Here is a 19,629-nt window from a genome sequence, read left to right as displayed (position 1 = left end):
TCTTTCTATTCCTCCGTTTGATTTAAAATTCCACAGCCACATAGCGCCGCACATACGACAGATCGTTCAGCGCCAATGTCACTTCCTGTTCCTCTTCCAGCGCAATGGTCACATGCTCTGCGTCGAACGCCTTCAGCACGCCGATCCATTCACGTTCTCCGTCAATGGGGCGAACCGCACGGGCACGCACTTCCATGCCCAGACTTTCCTCGAAATGCCAGGGCTGGTTCAACTCCCGCTCCAGTCCGGCGGAGCCGACCTCCAGCACATACGCCTGAGAGATGGGGTCTGCCGCATCTACTGCCGCATTTACCGGACGTGTCATTTTTTCGCAGTCTTCGATGGTGATCCCGTCGGGGTGGTCAATGAATACCCGAAGGTACCAGTAAGCGCCTTCCTTTTCAAAACACACATCCCAGATGGTGTAGCCGAACTCGTCCGCAATGGGCTTGACCAAGTCATAGACCACACGTTCGGTTCCGCCGAATTTTTTCATTTTCATGCTGATCTGCTCCTTTTTTCTAAGCGTTTGCGCTCCCGCTCCGCACCGGCAGAACGGCGGCAAATGCCAACCATTTTCGGCTGCCTGACTGCGTCGTTTCACACATCACAGGCTCTTACATAAACGAAAGACCGGTGGGGTTCCGGTCTTTGGCTGCATGATTGTCTTTATTATAACACCGCAGGCGGAAAAAATCAAGAGGTTCCGGGAAAAAAAGTCCCATTCTCCGAAAATTTCAGCACACTGCACGGAAAAGACACCGCCATCGCTCCGTTTGCCCATAAAAAAGGAGCTTTCTCCGCTTTTGCTGCGGAAAACGCTCCTCCTTGAACTCGTTTTCAATTACTTGCTGTTATAGCCGTCGATGACCTCATCGATCACAGAAGCCCACTCATCACGCAGCACGGCCCAGGAATCCTTCTCGCCGTTCAGCAGCGCACTGGTCAGGTTGTTCATAACGCCTCTGGTCTCGTAGGTATACTCGCCGTCGCCGTACATTCTGCTGCCCATGCCGTAGCCGAAATCGAATACCTGTGTAATCTTGCCGGGATCCTTATAATCCTGCAGCGCATCATACTGCTCCTCGGTCACATAGCTCTTGAGCTTGCCGGCTGCGGTCTTCTGGGGGATGATTGCCTTTTCCTTGGCAGCGTCCTGATAGTCGTCGATCATAGCTGCCAGGCGCTCGCACTTGATGTACGCAGCAACTGCATCGCCCTTATCCGAACCCTTGACCAGCATCTTTGCGCCGAAGTTGCAGTTCAGATAGTACTCGTCCGAGCCGGGCTGCTTCGGGAACGGCACGATCATCAGATCGCCTTCTTCCACAAAGCCGTCGTCATTGACCTCCGGATTGGGATCGTTCTTGACGTTGGAAGTACCCAGCGCCCAGTCTGCCATGCCAAAGAACAGCGTCGAGCCGTCATCCGGCAGGTAGCCGTACCAGGTCGGGTCATACATACCCAGCTTCATGATCTCTTCCATAGTGTTCTCTGCCTCTTCGATGGCAGAGTTATTGATATTATTGGAGAACTTGGTGCCGTCATACGTAACGAATGCCTGTCCGGTGGACTGCACCATTGCCTGACCGAACCAGCCGTTGATGCCATAGCGTGTTTCGCCGTTGCTGGCGTTAGAAACGAACGTCTTCATCATATCCATGAAGGTGTCCCAATCCCACTTGTCCTTCTTATAAAGCTCATACGGATCATCCAGACCGTTTTCCTCGCAGAGAGAACGGCTGTAGGTGATCAGCAGCGGGTCAGACAGGCAGTACGGTACAACGTAGTGCTTACCCTGATATTCAAACATGTTGATAACATCGGACATATCGCTCCAGATGTCGTCGCTCAGGTCGAGGTAGTCGTCCAGCGGCTGGTACTGATCCTTGGTGACGCCGTTGGGCACAGCGTCCCACTCATAGGGGAACATGTCCACCGGATCGCCGCCCAGGATACGGCTTGCCAGCGTGTCGAACTTGGTGTCGGAGGTACAGGAAACATATTCCACCTTTGCGCCATACTTATCCTCGAACAGCGTCAGGGCAACGCTTCTGTCCTGATTGTTCACCGGATTGATATCGTAATCCGCCAGCCAGTAGATGGTCTGTCCCTTGATGTCCGGATCGTTCTTGACCATATCGTCCACCAGAGAAGCGTCTACCGCAACTTCGTCATTTTCTTTGTAGTGGGATTCTGCCGCCGAGGACTCCGCCTTGGAATCGTCGCTACTGCCACATGCTGCCAGTGTGCCCATCATGGTCAGCGCCATGAGTGCCGCCAAAACACGTGTTAATTTCTTCATGGGAAAAGACTCCTTTTCTCATTTTCCATTGACTTTTCCGATTTTAAAGCCTGCTGCCGCCAGATGCAGCGCAAGCGCTCTCTCCTTTGTATTATACCATAAAAATCACAGTTGGTCAAGGATCCTGTTATATGCAATTCGCACAAATTGCTGCCGGTTTTTTTTGGAGTTGATTCCCGTTCCGTTTTCCTGTATAATAGAAAGCAGAGTCCGCATGCGATGCTCCGGCAGATTTGTCCAAAAGCAGCACGATCTTGCTTTCCGGCCGCCGGGCATCGCAGGAGAGAAAAGGAGGTTTTTCATGAAAACAGTACAGATCTTCACCGACGGCGCATGCAGCGGAAACCCCGGCCCCGGAGGATGGGGGGCGATTCTCCGCTACGGCACGGCGGAAAAAGAGCTTTCCGGCGGCGCTGCCGAAACCACCAACAACCGCATGGAGCTGACCGGCGTCATCTCCGCCCTCGCCGCTCTGAAAGAGCCGTGTCAGGTGCTGCTCACCACGGACAGCAAATATGTGGTGGACAGCATCACAAAGGGCTGGGTGTACGGCTGGAAAAAGCGGGGCTGGGTGAAGTCCGACAAGAAGCCCGCCCTGAACGTCGATCTCTGGGAGCAGCTGCTGCCGCTGCTGGAGCGCCACAAAGTCACTTTCCACTGGGTCAAAGGACACGCCGGCCATCCGGAGAACGAGCGCTGCGACCAGCTGGCAGTCATGCAGCGGGACATCTACGCCCAATAAAACAGCACACTGCATACACACGAAAAGCCCCGCCGGGAAAGGCAGGGCTTTTCGCTATATAGGGGTAAAAATGAAAAAATGAGATTGTCGAAAAGTTCGAACCAGACGGGAAGCCGTTTACTTCTTTCTTCTGGTTACGGTATAAGCGCCAGCGCCCAGAGCTGCTGCTGCAACGCTGCCAATGACAACTGCTGCGATACCGAAGTCGCCGGTCTGAGAAGCGGTGCTGTTGTTGCCGGACTTGTTGCCGGACGAAGAACCGCTGCTGGAATTGCCGCCTGCTGCGGTTGTAGTAGTTTCACCCTTTTCGCCACTCAAGCCGCCGTCGCCGGTGGTAGTGGTGGTGGTAGTGGTGGTGGTGGTGGTAGTGGTAGTGGTAGCCGGATCAGTGTTGCCCTCTCCGCCGTTGCCGTCTGCGTCCAGACCGCTTACAGTGAAGGAAACTTCAACGGTGTCGCCGCCAGCCAGACCGCCCTGTTTGCTGAGGTCGTTCGAAATATCGGAAACCTTCGGTGTTGTCTGGGCGTTCAGAATGTTCACACGGATGGAAGAGCCGTTATCACCCTGACACAGTGCGCCCTTGGATGCGCCGTTGTACCGGATGGGATAGTTGCTGCCCGAGGTCTGCTTTACTGTGATAGAATTGATGACGATGGAAACAGTGCAGCCAGTCGGCAGTGTGCCCTTTACGGTTTCTGCTTCCTTCGGTGCAAATGCATAGGAGTTGATGTCGGTTTCCAGCATCAGCTGCTCAATGGTATCGGAACCGTTTGCAACGGTAACGCTTACAGTATACGTGCCGTTACCTGTGAAGGTTGCATCTGCGCAGCTGATACCCTTGCTGTTCTTCTCTTCCTCAACCGCATTGGGATAATCGTCTGTTACAGAGCGCTTGTCAGCACCGGCCTGAATGCACAGGTATGCGGTGTACGGTCCCTTATCTGTGGAAACGATTGCATCGTTCTCATAGGTCAGGGCAGATGCAGAAAACGCAAATGTTGCAACCGATGTTGCTGCAACCGTAACCGCAGCAACGCTTGCCACCAGTTTTCTCATAAACTTCATCGTAGTATTTCTCCTCCTCGAAATAGAGCACGACACACATACCATGCCACTCTATAACAATATCGTTATTATAGCATGATTTTCAACTTTTGTCTATGCACATTTTACCTAAATCTTGATTGAAATTCCGGTGAAACTGCCAAAAATCGCACAAAGATTTCGGTTGGGTTTTACGTCACTTCCCGATTCTTCTCACTTTCGTCATAGTTTCTAAAACATCCCGTATCAAATCCAGTGCAGTTCCACGTTCCATCGTCACGCAGATGCCGGTTTTGCCCGACAGATTCCACGACACATTGCCCCGATACTGTGCGGAAAATGCAGCAATAATGTCCGGTGTGATCTGCTCCGTGCAGAACGTCACCTTTCCGCCACGCTGGACGATTTCTGTGATGCCGAGGTTCGCAGCCGTATTGCGCAGACGTGCCACGGTCACCAGTCCCAGCACCTGCCGCGGTGGTTCGCCGTAACGGTCGATGAGTTCGTCCAGCAGGTCGGATTCCTCCGATTCGCTGGAAACCACGGCGATTTTCCGGTACATGTCCAGACGCTGGTTCAGGCTCTCGATGTAGGCGCTGGGGATGTAGGCGTCGATGTGGATATCCACAACGCACTCCGGTTTCTCCGGAATCGGCTCGCCCTTTGCCTCTGCCACTGCCTCCTCCAGCAGGCGCAGATACATCTCGTATCCCACGGCCTCCATGTGACCATGTTGCTGTCCGCCCAGCATGCTGCCGGCGCCACGGATCTCCAGATCCCGCAGGGCGATCTGGAACCCGCTGCCGAACTGGGTGAACTCCCGCATGGCCGCCAGACGGCGGGCGGATTCCTCCCGCAGCACCTTGTCACGCTTGAACGTGAAATAAGCGTAGGCACGGCGGTTGGAGCGCCCCACACGTCCCCGCAGCTGGTACAGCTGGCTCAGCCCGAAATAGTCCGCATTCTCGATGATGAGGGTGTTGACATTGGGCACATCCACACCGGTTTCAATGATGGTGGTGCAGACCAGAATGTCCGCCTCATTTTCCACCAGTTTCCGCCAGATCTCGGACATTTCCGCCTCGCCCATTCTGCCGTGCGCCACCAGAATCCGTGCCTCCGGAATAGCGCTTTGCAGCTTGGCAGCCACCAGTTCGATACTGTTCACCCGATTGTAAATGTAGTACACCTGTCCGCCCCGCTTCAGCTCCCGCCGGATCGCCTGAAATACCACGGCGTCGTTGTACTCCATGACATAGGTTTGCACCGGATAGCGGTCCTGCGGCGGCTGGGCAATGACGGACATATCCCGAATGCCGCTCATCGCCATGTTCAGCGTGCGGGGAATAGGCGTTGCCGACAGCGTCAGCATATCCACGCCGGCGAACATCTCCTTGAACTTCTCCTTGTGCGCCACGCCGAAGCGCTGTTCCTCGTCCACGATTGCCAGACCGAGGGCATGGAACGCCACGTCTTTCTGCACCAGCCGGTGCGTGCCGATGACAACGTCCACTTTGCCGCTCTTCAGCCCTGCCAGCACCTCCCGCTGCTTCCGCAGAGGCACGAAGCGGGAGAGCATCTCCACATTCACGGGGAAATGCTCAAACCGGCGCAGCGCCGTCTGAAAGTGCTGCATGGCGAGCACTGTGGTGGGGACAAGAATGGCGCACTGCTTTCCGCTGAGAACGCATTTCATAGCAGCACGCAGGGCGACCTCCGTCTTGCCGAAGCCCACGTCGCCGCACAGCAGCCGGTCCATGGGGCGGGGGCGTTCCATGTCCCGCTTGATCTCCGCAATGGCGGAGAGCTGATCCTCCGTTTCGATATAGGGAAAACGTGCCTCGAAGTCCTGCTGGATCTCGTCGTCCGGATAGAACTCGATGCCCTTTGCCTGTTCCCGTTTGGTGTACAGCGCCACCAGTTCGTCCGCCATATCCCGTACGGCACGGCGCACATTATTCCGTGTCCGCTGCCACTCCGGCGAGGAGAGCCGGTTCAGCTTGACATGAACATCCTCCCGCGGGCCGATGTATTTGGAGATGACATCCAGCTGCGTGACCGGCACATAGAGCATATCCTTTCCGGCGTACTGGATGCTGATGTAGTCCTTGGTGACGCCGTCCATCTCGATCTGGCGCACGCCCAGGAACTTGCCGATGCCGTGGGCAGCGTGAACGACCAGATCGCCGGCGGCGATGTCCGAGAGCGACCGGATCTCCTCGCTCCGCTTGCGCTTGGGGGTGCGCCGTGCAACGGCGTGCATGGCGTGCGCCTGCGTGATGAGCGCCGTCCGGATCTCCGGATAGGCAAAGCCGCCGGACAGGCTGCCGGTGCGCAGATAGACCACGCCCTCCTGCCAGACGCTGTCCGCCCTGGCGAGTTCGCAGCGGATGCCGCTCTCCCGCAGATCCTGCTGCAAGATGGGCAGTGTCTTTTCGCTGCCGGCGAAAAGCATGACGCAATAGCCCTGCTGGAGGTACTCCTGCAAATCCTCCACCAGCTGGCTCAGTTCGCCGCCCCACGGCGCCGTCTGCATCGCATCCACCGAGAGCAGCTTGCGGAACTCCATCTGTTCCCCGCCCTGCAGGAAGTTGTTCATGCACACACAGAACAGGGATTTCAGCCGTGCCATGACCTCCGCAGGATCCTGATAGTAGCCCTCCAGTCCTCGGCAGAGGTTCCCCTCCTCCAGCAGAAGCTGACAGTCCGTCCGGTACTGCTCCAGAATGCTGTGCTGCATCTCCTGCACAGCATTGTACTCGCTGAACAGCACCGCCTGCACGCCGTAGTCCAGCAAAAGCGTCGCCTTTTCCCGCAGCAGCGGCGCATACTTTTCCAGATAGACCGGCACAATGCCGGCGTCGATCTTCTTCGCATCGTCACAGAGCTTTTTCTTTGCCGCTTCGGCGTATTTTCCACGCAGGGAACGAGCGTGGGCACGGAGCTTTTCGGCAAGCTCCTCCGGCTGGAACAGTGTCTCCCGTGCCGGCGGAATCCGGAGTTCCTCCACCGCCTGTGTCCGGCGCTGAGTCTCCGGATCGAACTGCGTCAGGGTGTCGATCTCGTCGCCCCACAGTTCCAGACGAATGGGGGCGGTGCACTGCACGGGAAAGATGTCCAGAATGTCGCCGCGCACGGAGAACTGTCCGGCGCCGGACACGCTCTCGCTGCGCACGTAGCCGCCAAAGATGAGCTTCTGAATCAGCGCATCCCGTTCGATCTGTTCTCCGCAGTGCAGCACCAGCGTGTGCTCCTCCAGCGCTTCCGGCGCAATGGTGGGCTGAAGCAGCGCCTCAATGCTCGCAATGATGACACGGCACTGCCCCTGCCGCATCGCCGTCAGGGCGGCAATGCGTGCGTGCTCGTAGGATACCGTCACGCCCTCCACCGGTGTCAGAACCAGTTCTCTGGATGGGAACTGCCACGCTGCTGTCTGATCCAGCATGGTGTTGATGTCGTCGCAAAGACGGCGTGCCTCTGCTTCCTCCGCCGTCACCGCAAGAAGCGGCGCATGTATGCTGCACAGCGCCGCCAGCAGATGCGCCTTATGAACCTGCGCCACGCCTGTCAGGGAGATGGGCTGAATCCCCTGTTCCATGGCATTGCACAGCTCCTGATAGGCAGTCAGTCTGGCAAAGGTTTCCGCAAAAAACTGCATGATGGCTCCTCCTTTTCCTTTGGGTATGGGGTGTTGCAATCTCTGCCGGCTCAGTGGCTAAAGCGATTCATCGCCTGATCCATCTTATCCTGTACGATCAGCGATGCTGCCTCTGCCGCCTGTTCCAGTGCCGGCTGGAGAGCGGTCTGTTCCTCCGGGGTGAATTTGGAGAGCACCCAGTCCGCCAGATCGTACTGGGGCGTGGGCTTTGCCCCGACGCCCACACGAATGCGGGGGAATTCCTCCGTTCCCAGAAGTGCGATGATGCTCTTGATACCGTTGTGTCCGCCGGCGCTGCCCTTGCGGCGAATGCGCAGCTTTCCCGGTGCCAGAGAGATGTCATCGTACATCACCAGCACGTGCTCCGGCGGAATCTTATAGAAATTCGCCGCCGCTGCCACTGCCTCGCCGCTGTTGTTCATGTAGGTGGTGGGCTTCATCAGCAGGCAGCGCACGCCGCCCACCATTGCCTCGCCGCAGTCCGAGCGGAACTTCATCTGCCGGAAGTCGCCGCCGCACGTCTGCGCCAGCTGTTCCACTGCCATAAAACCGGCGTTGTGCCGTGTGTTCTCGTACTCCAAACCAATGTTGCCCAGCCCGACCACCAGCCATGTGAGCTTGCCCTGCAAGCCGCTGCCGGAGCCCGACTCGATCTGCCGAAATAAATCAAAAATTCCCATATTTCCATAACCTGCTTCATGCGGCACCAGAACAAGCCGATGCCGCATGAATCCTTTCTATTCTGTTCCGTTGTTTCCTGCATGTAAGCGACGCTTACCGCTTTCCGCCGTCCTCCGGCGGGAACAGCTTATCCCGCAGTTTCCGGAGGCTGTAGCCCTCCTTTACCTTCAGATCGGCACGTTCTACTGCCAGTGCATAATCCGGCACATCCTTGGTAACGGTCGTACCCGCAGCGGTGTAAGCGCCCTTGCCCAGCTTGACCGGTGCCACCAGATTGGTGTTGCAGCCGATGAAGCAGTTGTCGCCGATGACGCAGCGCTGCTTCTTCATGCCGTCGTAGTTGACGGTGACTGTACCGCAGCCGAAGTTGACCTTCTTGCCCACATCGCTGTCGCCCACGTAGGTGAGATGCGCAATGGCGGTCTGTTCGCCCACGGTGGAGTTCTTGACCTCAACGAAGTCGCCGATCTTCACGCCGTTTTTCAGGTGTGTGTTGGGGCGGATGTGAACGAACGGGCCAGCCTTGACAGCGTCCTCGATCTCCGACTCATACGCCTGCACATAGTTCAGGGTCACACGCTCGCCGATGGTGCAGTTCTCGATGAGGCAGTTGGGTCCGATGGTGCACTTTGCGCCGATCTTAGTCTTGCCCTTCAGAATCGTGCCCGGCAGGATGGTGGTATCTGCGCCGATCTCCACATCGTTGCCGATGATGATGCCGTCCGTGCAGACGAAGTTGACACCGTTGTCCATGTGCCGGTCTAGAATCCGCTGGCGTGCCACCTCGTTCAGATGCAGCAGGTCACGGCGGGTATTCGCACCCAGCACCACATCCGGATTCTCCGTCCGGTATGCGCTTGCCTTCATGCCGCGCTCCAGTGCCAGACCAATGGTATCAGTCAGATAGTACTCGCCCTGTGCGTTGGACTGAGACAGTCCGCCCAGCAGTTCCAGCAGCGCCTTGGTGCGGAACCAGTATGCGCCGGAATTGACCTCACGCACCTGACGCTGTGCCTCGGTGGCGTCCTTTTCCTCAACGATGGCGGCAATGCCGTTTTCGCCACGCAGAATTCTGCCGTAGCCCCTGGGCTGATCCAGTTCTGCGGTGATGACGGTAACGGCGTTCTCCTGCTCCTCATGCAGACGCAGCGCACCGGAGATGGTGTCGCTGTCCATAAACGGCGCATCGCCGCAGAGCACCAGCGTATTGCCGTCTGTGAACTCCTGCATAAACTTCTCCGCCTGCATCACAGCGTGACCGGTTCCCAGCTGCTCCGGCTGGAGCGCTGTGCGGTACCGGTTGTTCAGATACAGCTCTACATACTGCGCCTTATAGCCCGTGACCACACAGATGCGGCTCAGTCCGGCCTTTTCACAGGCACGGATGACCCAGCCCAGCATCGGGGTGTCCAGCACTTCCAGCATCGGCTTCGGCAGGGAAGCCTTCATGCGCTTGCCGTGTCCGCCGGCAAGAATAACCACTTGATTCATGATACTTGTCCTCCTATTAGCAGATCCTCTCGAATCGACAGAATGCTTGATTTTTGCGCCGCAGGTGATCGGCGCAGGTATCCCTTTTTATATTATGACAAAATCTTAACGCTTTTGCAAGTGTTTTCGCAAATTTTTTTCTGGCATTGTGATTTTTGTATAACTTGCCAAAAAAACCGTGGGATAATTTTTTTAAAAAATGTATAGTATTTTCCGGAAAAGTATGTTATAATAAAAGTACGCCGGTTGTCAGCGGTGAATTTGCCAGATTCGCCCTTTTTCTACGGGACAGAAAAGCAGCCGGGGCATACAATCGAATTTTATATTGGAGGTAGTTACCAATGGCAAACAAATGGGTTTATATGTTCAGCGAAGGCGACATGACCATGCGCAACCTTCTCGGAGGCAAGGGCGCAAACCTGGCTGAGATGACCAGCATCGGTCTTCCGGTACCGCAGGGCTTCACCATCACCACTGAGGCTTGCACACAGTACTATGAGGATGGCCGCAAGATCAACGACGAAATCATGGCTCAGGTCATGGAAGGCGTTAAGAAGATGGAAGAGATCAACGGCAAGAAGTTCGGCGATCTGAACAATCCGCTGCTGGTTTCCGTTCGTTCCGGCGCACGTGCTTCTATGCCGGGTATGATGGACACCATCCTGAACCTCGGTCTGAACGACGACGTTGTTGCTGCAATGATCAAGGGCAATCCGGATCCGGCTTTCGAGCGTTTTGTATACGACTCCTACAGACGTTTCATCCAGATGTTCTCTGACGTTGTTATGGAAGTCGGCAAGAAGTACTTCGAGCAGCTCATCGACAAGATGAAGGAAGAAAAGGGCGTGAAGTTCGACGTAGACCTGACCGCTGCTGATCTGAAGACTCTGGCTGAGCAGTTCAAGGCTGAGTACAAGAACCAGCTGGGCACAGACTTCCCGTCTGACCCGGTAGAGCAGCTGAAGCTGGCGATCGAAGCCGTATTCCGCAGCTGGGACAACCCCCGTGCAAACGTATATCGCCGTGACAACGATATCCCGTACAGCTGGGGTACCGCAGTTAACGTAATGCCGATGGTATTCGGTAACCTGAACAACGAATCTGGTACCGGTGTTGCATTTACCCGTGACCCGGCTACCGGTGAAAAGAAGCTGATGGGCGAGTTCCTGATCAACGCACAGGGCGAAGACGTTGTTGCCGGCGTTCGTACTCCGATGCCGATCGCTCAGATGGCACAGGAATTCCCGGAAGCTTACGATGAATTCATCAAGGTTTGTGATACTCTGGAGAACCACTATCACGACATGCAGGATATGGAATTCACTGTTGAAAACAAGAAGCTGTACATGCTGCAGTGCCGTAACGGTAAGAGAACCGCTCAGGCTGCACTGCAGATCGCTTGCGACCTGGTAGACGAAGGCCACAAGACCGAAGAAGAAGCAGTTCTGATGATCGACCCGAGAAACCTGGACACCCTGCTGCACCCGCAGTTCGATGCCAAGGCTCTGAAGGCCGCTACTCCGATGGGCAAGGGCCTGGGCGCTTCCCCGGGTGCTGCCTGCGGTAAGATCGTCTTCACTGCTGACGACGCTGAGGCTTGGAACGAAAAGGGCGAAAAGGTAATCCTGGTTCGTCTGGAAACCTCTCCGGAAGACATCACCGGCATGAAGGCATCTCAGGGTATCCTGACAGTTCGTGGCGGTATGACTTCTCACGCTGCCGTTGTTGCTCGTGGTATGGGTACCTGCTGTGTATCCGGCTGCGGCGACATCAAGATGGACGAAGAGAACAAGAAGTTCGAGCTGGCTGGCAAGACCTTCCACGAGGGCGACTACATTTCCATCGACGGTTCTACCGGTAACATCTACGACGGTATCATCCCGACTGTAGACGCTTCCATCGCCGGCACCTTCGGCCGTGTTATGGGCTGGGCAGACAAGTACAGAACCCTGAAGGTTCGTACCAACGCTGATACTCCGGCTGACGCAAAGAAGGCTCGTGAGCTGGGTGCAGAAGGTATCGGTCTGTGCCGTACCGAGCACATGTTCTTCGAGGCTGACAGAATCGCAGCATTCCGTGAAATGATCTGCTCTGACACCGTAGAAGAGAGAAAGGCTGCTCTGGCAAAGATCGAACCGATGCAGCAGGGCGACTTTGAAGCTCTGTACGAAGCACTGGAAGGCTGCCCGGTTACCATCCGTTTCCTGGATCCGCCGCTCCACGAATTCGTTCCGACTGAAGAAGAGGACATCAAGAAGCTGGCTGACGCTCAGGGCAAGACCGTTGAGCAGATCAAGGCAATCATCGCTTCTCTGCACGAGTTCAACCCGATGATGGGTCACCGTGGCTGCCGTCTGGCTGTTACTTATCCGGAAATCGCTGAGATGCAGACCAAGGCAATCATCAAGGCTGCAATCAACGTAAAGAAGAATCACCCGGATTGGACCGTTAAGCCGGAGATCATGATCCCGCTGGTTGGCGACGTGAAGGAACTGAAGTTCGTAAAGAAGGTCGTTGTAGAAACCGCTGACGCTGAGATCGCTGCTGCTGGTTCTGACCTGACCTACGAAGTAGGTACCATGATCGAGATCCCGAGAGCTGCTCTGACTGCTGACGAAATTGCAAAGGAAGCTGACTTCTTCTGCTTCGGTACAAACGACCTGACTCAGATGACTTACGGCTTCTCCCGTGACGACGCAGGCAAGTTCCTGGGCGCATACTACGACGCTAAGATCTTCGAGAGCGATCCGTTCGCTAAGCTGGATCAGACTGGCGTTGGCAAGCTGATGAAGATGGCAATCGAACTGGGCAAGCCGGTGAACGACAAGCTGCACTGCGGTATCTGCGGTGAGCACGGCGGTGACCCGACATCTGTTGAGTTCTGCCACGAAATCGGTCTGGACTATGTTTCCTGCTCGCCGTTCCGTGTGCCGATCGCAAGACTGGCTGCTGCACAGGCTGCAATCAAGAACAAGTAATCCGATTTTTTCCGAATCCTTTTTCTCAGCAGCTGGCTGCTGATGAAATATATCATCCGACCATCCGCCCCGTCTCAAAAGCCCGCCTTTTTTGAGACATGACGACCCCGGAGGCGCACGGCACGGACAAGTGTCGGCTGCATCCGGCAGCAACCCCTTTTTCAATTCCAAATACCGGAACCCGAATACTGGTATAGAAAAACAGCACCCTTTGTCTGGACGCAGACGGAGGGTGCTGTTGTTTTTGAAAGCGCATATTTTGCGCCCGCTGCGGCATACTACCTCTGTACCGCTGCAAACGGCGGACAGCACGAGCAGCGCAGTACGGAAAAGAGGTGGAACCTATGTGGGATAAAATCGCACTGATCCTTTTGATTATCGGCGGTGTCAACTGGGGACTGGTCGGCATCTTTGAATTCGACCTCGTCGCATGGTTGTTTGGCGGCGCTGCATCTTTCATCAGCCGTGCCATCTATATTCTGGTTGCCATTTCCGCCGTCTGGTGCATGACCTTCCTGTTCCGCAGAGAGGCGCTCACAGAACCGGCCACACAGCGCCGATAGCTTGAAAAGGAGCCGTTTGGCTCCTTTTTGCATACGCCCCCATTCCGGCGCATAGAATAAAACAACGCCAAATTCCACAAGGAGGTCTTGTTATGCCAAACCATCCGCCACGCACCCCAAAGGAATATCAGGAGGAGATGATGCGCCTCTATCGTGCAGCACAGGCATCTGCACCGCCGCCCGTCCCCGCCTCGAAACCGCCAGAGGAAGTTCCGGAACCCAGTCCAGCCCCGGAACCTGAACCCGTATTGGCTCCCAGTCCAGAGCCGCCCCAGGAGCTGCCCCCCGCACCGGAGCCGGCAGCGCCGGAAGAACCGGTCATGGAGTTCCAGCTTCCGCCGGCAGCCCCGCCGCCGGAACTGGATGCGCCTCCGCCTAAACCGGAGCTGGTTCCGGAACCGCCTGCCCCGGACAGCACACCAGAGGACATCGGCTGGCTTCAGGTGATCACCCGCGGCGCAGGCAACGCCATGTCCCTGCCCGGTGTTTCCGTTCTGGTTTCCACCGGCACGGGGGCAGATCTTCAAGTCAAGTACGTCTCCGTCACCAACAGCCGGGGCGAAACCGGAAAGGTTCCCCTGCCTGCCCCGCCGGCGAGCATCTCCCTGAACAAGGACGAAACCCAGCAGGCGTACAGCACCTATGATGTCAGCGTCTATCTCTCCGGCTATTATCCCCAGGTCAGCAAGGATGTGCCGGTCTTTGCCGGCATCACCTCAAGGCAGATCTTCTCCATGACCCCCCTCCCCGCCTATCCGGACAATCCGCCGGAGCCAACCGTCTTTCAGAACAACGAACCACGATTCTAGGAGGTGCAGTCTATGCCCGTTGGCGAACCCTACATCCCGGAGACCATTACGGTGCATCTGGGCAGACCGGAGGAGTCGGCGTACAATGTCACCGTTCCCTTTCCGGACTACATCAAAAACGTTGCCTCCAGCGAGATCTACCCCACATGGCCGGAGAACTCCCTGCGTGCCAACATCTACGTCATTACCACCTTTGCCCTGAACCGCATCTACACCGAGTGGTACCGTGCCAGAGGATACCCCTTTGACATCACCAGTTCCACCCAGTTCGACCAGAAATACACCTACGGCCGTGAGGTCTTTGAAAACGTGGGACAGCTGGTGGATGAACTGTTCAACAGCTACATCCGGCGGCAGGGCAATGTGGAACCGCTTTTCTCCGCCTTTTGCAACGGCACCACCGTCACCTGCGACGGACTCTCCCAGTGGGGCACAGTGTCGCTGGCACAGCAGGGCATGACCCCCTACGAAATCCTGACGTACTACTACGGGGAGAACATCGACATCGTTTCCAACGCCCCCGTCCGCACCTACACGCCGTCCTACCCCGGCTTTGATGTCGCCCTGGGATACAGCGGCGACCCCGTCCGCACCATTCAGGTGCAGCTGAACCGCATCTCCCGCAACTACCCCGCCATTCCAAAAATCGGCGATGTCACCGGCGATTTCGACTACCCCACAGAGGAGGCGGTGATGGAGTTCCAGCGAATTTTCGGGCTGGAGCCGACGGGCATTGTCAACGAGGCAACGTGGTATCAGATCGCCTATATTTTCGTCAGCGTCAAGCATCTGGCGGAGCTGAACTCCGAGGGAGTCCAGCAGAGCGATGTGGAAAAGCAGTTCACCGGCTCGCTTGCCATCGGGGCGCAGGGGCAGAACGTCCGCACCTCTCAGTATTACCTCGCCGTCATCGGCGCATACTACGCTGCCATCCAGCCGGTGGAGATCACCGGTTACTTTGGCGCACAGACAGAAACCTCGGTGAAATCCCTGCAAAAGGTGTTCGGGCTGCCCCAGACCGGCGTCATTGACGAACAGACATGGCACGCCATGTACGATGCCTATGCCGGCATTGTGGAATCCGTACCGCTGGACACCACTGTCAACGATGTGGTGCTCTATCCCGGCGTGGTGCTGCGGGAGGGAACGAACAGCGAATACGTCCGGCTGCTGCAAACCTACCTCTCCTACATCCACCAGACCTACCCGGAAATCGGCGCTGTCAATGCCACCGGCTATTTCGGTCCCATGACCAAAGCGTCCGTCATCGCCTTTCAGAAGATGTACGGTCTGCCGGAAAACAGCGCAGTCGGCTCAGTGGTCTGGAACGCCATCACGGGGCTGTACTCCGATTTGAGATACGGCTACGACAAACGACCCTATCAGTCCCCCGGATATATTATCTCCTGAAAGGCAGGTGCACGCCATGGCATACACGGAACAGCAGCATCAGGAACACATCTTTGAGCTGCAAACTTATCTACACGGACTGGCGCACTTCTACGACCTTCCGGCAGTAACACCGGACGGCGTTTACGGAGAGAACACCGCCAGCGCCGTGCGGGAATTTCAGCAGAAAAGCAGTCTGCGTCCCACCGGCGTGACCAACACCGCCACATGGAACGCCATTGTGCAGGCGTATCTCACAGACACTGCACCGCCCACCGCATCCTTCTCCATCTTTCCCGACGGTATTTTCGCCTACACGCTGGGCGACCAAAATTCCGGTGTCTATCTGATTCAGGGACTGCTTCAGGCGATTCGGAAACAATTCCTCTTCTCGCTGCCCGCTCTCACCAGCTCCGGCACCTATGACACCGCCACACAGCAGGCAGTGCAGGCGTTCCAGAAGCACACCGGTCTTCCGGTCACCGGCGTTGTCAATCCAGCCACATGGAATCACATGCTCGCCATCTTCCAGAGCACGCTGGATGCGCAGGCGTTTCCGCAGTACCAGCACTTCCCGGAATAGAAAAAACCGTACCCTGCACTTGCGCAAGGTACGGTTTTGTTTACCAGATCACACGGTATTCCGGCGCCCACGCTTTCACGTGGGCGGGATGCGCTTCCGCATACGCCAAAATCTGCGCTGCCAGTCCGTCCGCCAGAAAGTTACGAAGCTGTGCATCCGTGTACTTCTGCATGCCGGGACAGTAGGAGGCGACGGTGATCCGCAGCGCTCCCTCCAAATCCCGCATCATGCGGAACGGCCAGATCCGGCAGTCAAACGGCTTGTCCACCCCCATGGTACACCCTGTTTCACAGAGCATGGGACAGAAGAACAGTTCCTCGCCCCGCAGCGGCGGTGCCGCAAATGTCTGCTCCTCTCCCACCGGAACCAGCTTCGGCGAAACCCCCATACGGTGCATGGCTTCCACAGTTTCCTGCGGCAGTACCGGAAATTCCCACGTGTCTGTACAGTCAAATCCGCAGCAGAGCCGACAGGCTGCGCAGGTTTCAGGAGAGAGAATTTTTTTCAGCATGTGTGCTTAGTCAATGGGAACGATCCAGCCGAATTTATCCGGAATCTTGCCCCACTGGATGCCAGTCAGGGTGTCATAGATCATCTGAGAAATCGGGCCGATCTTGTTGTTGTTGATGGTCATCACCTTATCGCCCCACTTCAGGTGACCAACCGGCGAGATGACTGCTGCGGTACCTGTGCCGAATACTTCGGTCAGCTTGCCTGCATCATAGGCATCTGCGATCTCCTGAATGGTGATACGGCGCTCCGAAACCGGAATGCCCTTGGAGCGGCACAGCTCCAGAGCAGACTTTCTGGTGATACCGGACAGAATGGAGCCGGTTTCCAAAGACGGTGTTACCACTTCGCCGTCAATGACGAAAGCGATGTTCATGGCACCAACTTCTTCGATGTACTTCTGCTCTACGCCGTCCAGCCACAGAACCTGCGAATAGCCCTGCTCATAAGCATCAGCCTGACTGTGCAGAGAAGCCGCATAGTTACCGCCGGTCTTGGCATAACCCATACCGCCGCGAACCGTACGAACATACTTGTTTTCTACGTAGATATTGACCGGATCCAGACCGGAAGCATAGTACGGGCCGGACGGAGAGAGAATGATCATAAACAGATAGTGTTCGCCCGGATGTACGCCGAGGAACGGATCTACTGCAAAAATAAACGGACGAATGTACAGGGAAGCACCCTCTGTGTGCGGAACCCAATCCTTTTCCACAGAGATGAGTTCTTTCAGACACTGGAGACCCAGCTCCTCCGGCAGCTCCGGAATGACCAGACGCTCGTTGGAACGGTTCAGACGCTTGAAGTTTTCGTCCGGACGGAACAGCTGTACGCCGCCGTCGGCACGGCGGTATGCCTTCAGACCCTCGAATACGGTCTGACCGTAGTGCAGGCACATTGCAGACGGGCTGAGGGTGATGTCACCATAGGGCATAATCACCGGATCGTGCCAGCCCTGACCCTCATCGTAGGGCATTACCAGCATGTGGTCTGTGAAGATATGGCCGAAGCCCAGCTTGCTCTCATCCTTGGGTTTTTCTTTCGGACAAGTCGTCAATTGTTTTTTGATTTCCATGTCAAAAACCTCTTTTTTGATAGTTTTGCCGCAAATCGCTGTGCGGTTGGACGGCTCTGTTATCATTATAACACACTTTTCTGCATTTTGGAATAGTTTTTTGAAATTTTTTTCGAAAATTCCCGAAGCGCAATTCAAAAAGCGCCGCACCCCATGGGCACAGCGCTCTTTTCCTGTTGTATTTCAGCCAATTAGTGTTCCCACGGACCGGTGTACTCCGACTGCACGCCCAGATACTCCTCCAGCGAAACACCCAGCTGGTCGATCTCCTTGGCGGTATCCACACCCACATAGCGGATGTGCCACGGCTCGTACTGGTAGCCGGTGATGTCCTCCTTGCCGTCGGGGAAGCGGATGATGAAGCCGTAGTCTGCGCAGTGCTCTGCCAGCCACTGGGCTTCCTTGGTCTGTCCAAACGCATCGTCAATGGTGTTGCAGTCAATGGTCAGACCGGTCTGGTGCTCCGAGAAACCGGGACGTGCCGAGAAGGTATCCGCCATCTCCCAGCCGTAGGTCTCGCAGTAGCTCTCATAGACATCCACCTGATAGGAGTAGCTCCGGAAGTCCGAACCAATATAGATGTCCAGTCCCTCCTTGGCAGCGTCCGCCTGAAGCTGCTCGAACGCCTTTTCCGCCGTATCATCCAGCTTACCAGGGTCGAAGTCCGACGGGAGGCTGTAGGTCTTGTTGACGATGAGGATGCCGTCCACATAGGTGCAGCCGTCCCGCTGTTCCAGCTGGCGCACCGTCACCGGAACAGAAACCGAGATGTCCTCGTTGCCCTTAACCGCTGCGGTGATCTCACAGCTGCCCTTTGCCACGCCGGTGACAACGCCCTCATTGTCCACCGCTGCCACATCGGTGTTGCTGCTGCTCCACACCAGATCGCCGGCGCTTGCCTGTCCGGTGGTCGCCATGTTCACGGTAATGGAAGCCGTTCCGCCCTCCAGAACTGCCAGAAACTTCTGGTCGGTCTTGAGCTCCAGAATGTTGGGGTTGGTTGCCTCGTGTCCGCCGTCACTGCCGTCTGCCTTTGAGGTGCCGGCTGCGGATGCCACCACCTTGTCCGGAATGATGCTGCTGTGCTTCTGGTCGGAGAAAAGCACCAGCCGCACGGCGAATCCCAGAATCAGACACATCACATATACCAAAATCAAAATGACTCCCGTTCGGGAAAAACGCTCCCATACGCCGCTTTTCGATCGCTTTGCCATAACTTCTTCCGCTTCCTTTCTCTTTCCCGCTTTGTTTCTTTTTCTCCTGCTTTTTTCCAAATTGTAATCTTTCTGACGAAAACAATCTCAATTCTTACAAATCGGTTACACTTCTTGTATTATACCACACTTTCCCCGCAGTGTCATTTGGCAAAGTAACCAAATCTTTTCGTGGAAACTCAGTCACTTTTTCAACGAATTGTGCACAATACCAAAAAGCCGTCTTTGATTTCTTACGTTATGCACAAAAACATGAAAAGTTGTGATTCTATTCTTGCAATTTTGCACAAGGCGTGCTATAATAAAAGCAAATGTTTTTCCGTAAAAGCAGCACCGCACCACACCATTTCGGTGTACCACGGTACGGACTGCCTAACTCAAAAAAGGGGGATCCTTCACATGAAGCAAACCAAGAAGTGGGTCTCTGTCCTGACCGCAGCAGCAATGCTGTGCACCGGAATCGGCGCTGTCAAAACTGTGACACCGATTCAGGCATCAGCGGCAGACTCCATTGAAGACAGCATGAATTGGGACACGCTGAACATCGGCGGCGGCGGCTTTGTCTCCGGCATCATCACCGGCGA

General features: G+C 55.9%; 16 protein-coding genes. 7 read left to right on the top strand and 9 right to left on the bottom strand.

What is annotated here, in order from left to right:
- Positions 1-22 precede the first annotated feature (22 nt).
- Positions 23-502, bottom strand: coding sequence for a ribosome maturation factor RimP (rimP, locus tag QZL66_RS04675; RefSeq protein WP_022410583.1), 480 nt, complete (start codon positions 500-502; stop codon positions 23-25).
- Between the two features lie 342 nt (positions 503-844).
- The gene (locus QZL66_RS04670; protein WP_022410582.1) at positions 845-2,305 is read right to left on the bottom strand and encodes an ABC transporter substrate-binding protein; all 1,461 of its coding nucleotides are present in this window, start codon (positions 2,303-2,305) and stop codon (positions 845-847) included.
- A gap of 301 nt (positions 2,306-2,606) precedes the next feature.
- Here QZL66_RS04670 and rnhA point away from each other — a divergent pair, with 301 nt between their 5' ends.
- On the top strand, positions 2,607-3,047 hold the full coding sequence (gene rnhA / locus QZL66_RS04665) for a ribonuclease HI (RefSeq protein ID WP_022410581.1): 441 nt from the start codon (positions 2,607-2,609) through the stop codon (positions 3,045-3,047).
- Between the two features lie 117 nt (positions 3,048-3,164).
- On the opposite strand, the gene QZL66_RS04660 is transcribed toward rnhA, so the two are convergent.
- The 4 genes from QZL66_RS04660 to glmU form a co-directional block, all read right to left on the bottom strand.
- Positions 3,165-4,112, bottom strand: a complete 948-nt coding sequence (locus tag QZL66_RS04660) for a hypothetical protein (RefSeq protein WP_022410580.1) — start codon at positions 4,110-4,112, stop codon at positions 3,165-3,167.
- 175 nt (positions 4,113-4,287) lie between these two features.
- Positions 4,288-7,749, bottom strand: a complete 3,462-nt coding sequence (gene mfd, locus QZL66_RS04655) for a transcription-repair coupling factor (RefSeq protein ID WP_022410579.1) — start codon at positions 7,747-7,749, stop codon at positions 4,288-4,290.
- 50 nt (positions 7,750-7,799) lie between these two features.
- Positions 7,800-8,429, bottom strand: coding sequence for an aminoacyl-tRNA hydrolase (pth, locus tag QZL66_RS04650; protein WP_022410578.1), 630 nt, complete (start codon positions 8,427-8,429; stop codon positions 7,800-7,802).
- 94 nt (positions 8,430-8,523) lie between these two features.
- Positions 8,524-9,921 (bottom strand): bifunctional UDP-N-acetylglucosamine diphosphorylase/glucosamine-1-phosphate N-acetyltransferase GlmU, encoded by a 1,398-nt coding sequence (glmU, locus tag QZL66_RS04645; RefSeq protein ID WP_022410577.1) that lies wholly within the window; start codon positions 9,919-9,921, stop codon positions 8,524-8,526.
- 341 nt (positions 9,922-10,262) lie between these two features.
- On the opposite strand from glmU, the gene ppdK reads away from it, so the two are divergent.
- The 5 genes from ppdK to QZL66_RS04620 all read left to right on the top strand — a co-directional run bounded on the left by ppdK (position 10,263) and on the right by QZL66_RS04620 (position 16,243).
- Positions 10,263-12,899: a pyruvate, phosphate dikinase gene (ppdK, locus tag QZL66_RS04640; RefSeq protein WP_022410576.1), complete on the top strand. Its 2,637-nt coding sequence runs from the start codon at positions 10,263-10,265 to the stop codon at positions 12,897-12,899.
- A 344-nt stretch (positions 12,900-13,243) separates the two neighbouring features.
- Positions 13,244-13,462, top strand: coding sequence for a DUF378 domain-containing protein (locus QZL66_RS04635; protein WP_022410575.1), 219 nt, complete (start codon positions 13,244-13,246; stop codon positions 13,460-13,462).
- A 92-nt stretch (positions 13,463-13,554) separates the two neighbouring features.
- Positions 13,555-14,271, top strand: a complete 717-nt coding sequence (locus tag QZL66_RS04630) for a hypothetical protein (RefSeq protein WP_022410574.1) — start codon at positions 13,555-13,557, stop codon at positions 14,269-14,271.
- A gap of 12 nt (positions 14,272-14,283) precedes the next feature.
- The gene (locus tag QZL66_RS04625; protein ID WP_022410573.1) at positions 14,284-15,681 is read left to right on the top strand and encodes a peptidoglycan-binding protein; all 1,398 of its coding nucleotides are present in this window, start codon (positions 14,284-14,286) and stop codon (positions 15,679-15,681) included.
- A 16-nt stretch (positions 15,682-15,697) separates the two neighbouring features.
- Positions 15,698-16,243, top strand: a complete 546-nt coding sequence (locus QZL66_RS04620; protein WP_022410572.1) for a peptidoglycan-binding domain-containing protein — start codon at positions 15,698-15,700, stop codon at positions 16,241-16,243.
- A 40-nt stretch (positions 16,244-16,283) separates the two neighbouring features.
- Here QZL66_RS04620 and QZL66_RS04615 read toward each other — a convergent pair whose 3' ends face one another.
- The 3 genes from QZL66_RS04615 to QZL66_RS04605 all read right to left on the bottom strand — a co-directional run bounded on the left by QZL66_RS04615 (position 16,284) and on the right by QZL66_RS04605 (position 19,045).
- Positions 16,284-16,754 carry a hypothetical protein gene (locus QZL66_RS04615; protein ID WP_022410571.1) on the bottom strand — a complete coding sequence of 157 codons (471 nt, stop codon included), beginning with the start codon at positions 16,752-16,754 and terminating at the stop codon, positions 16,284-16,286.
- Positions 16,755-16,760: 6 nt separating this feature from the next.
- On the bottom strand, positions 16,761-17,831 hold the full coding sequence (locus tag QZL66_RS04610) for a branched-chain amino acid aminotransferase (RefSeq protein WP_022410570.1): 1,071 nt from the start codon (positions 17,829-17,831) through the stop codon (positions 16,761-16,763).
- Positions 17,832-18,022: 191 nt separating this feature from the next.
- Entirely contained in the window at positions 18,023-19,045 is a 1,023-nt protein-coding gene (locus tag QZL66_RS04605) for a D-alanyl-D-alanine carboxypeptidase family protein (protein WP_022410569.1), read from the bottom strand.
- A 399-nt stretch (positions 19,046-19,444) separates the two neighbouring features.
- On the opposite strand from QZL66_RS04605, the gene QZL66_RS04600 reads away from it, so the two are divergent.
- A partial coding sequence (locus QZL66_RS04600) for a hypothetical protein (protein ID WP_293601857.1) occupies positions 19,445-19,629 on the top strand: 185 nt, incomplete at its 3' end.

This window comes from Ruminococcus sp. CAG:330 (assembly GCF_000437175.1).
Lineage (GTDB): Bacteria > Bacillota > Clostridia > Oscillospirales > Ruminococcaceae > Ruminococcus_C.
This window is presented reverse-complemented; position numbering and strand designations above follow the sequence as displayed.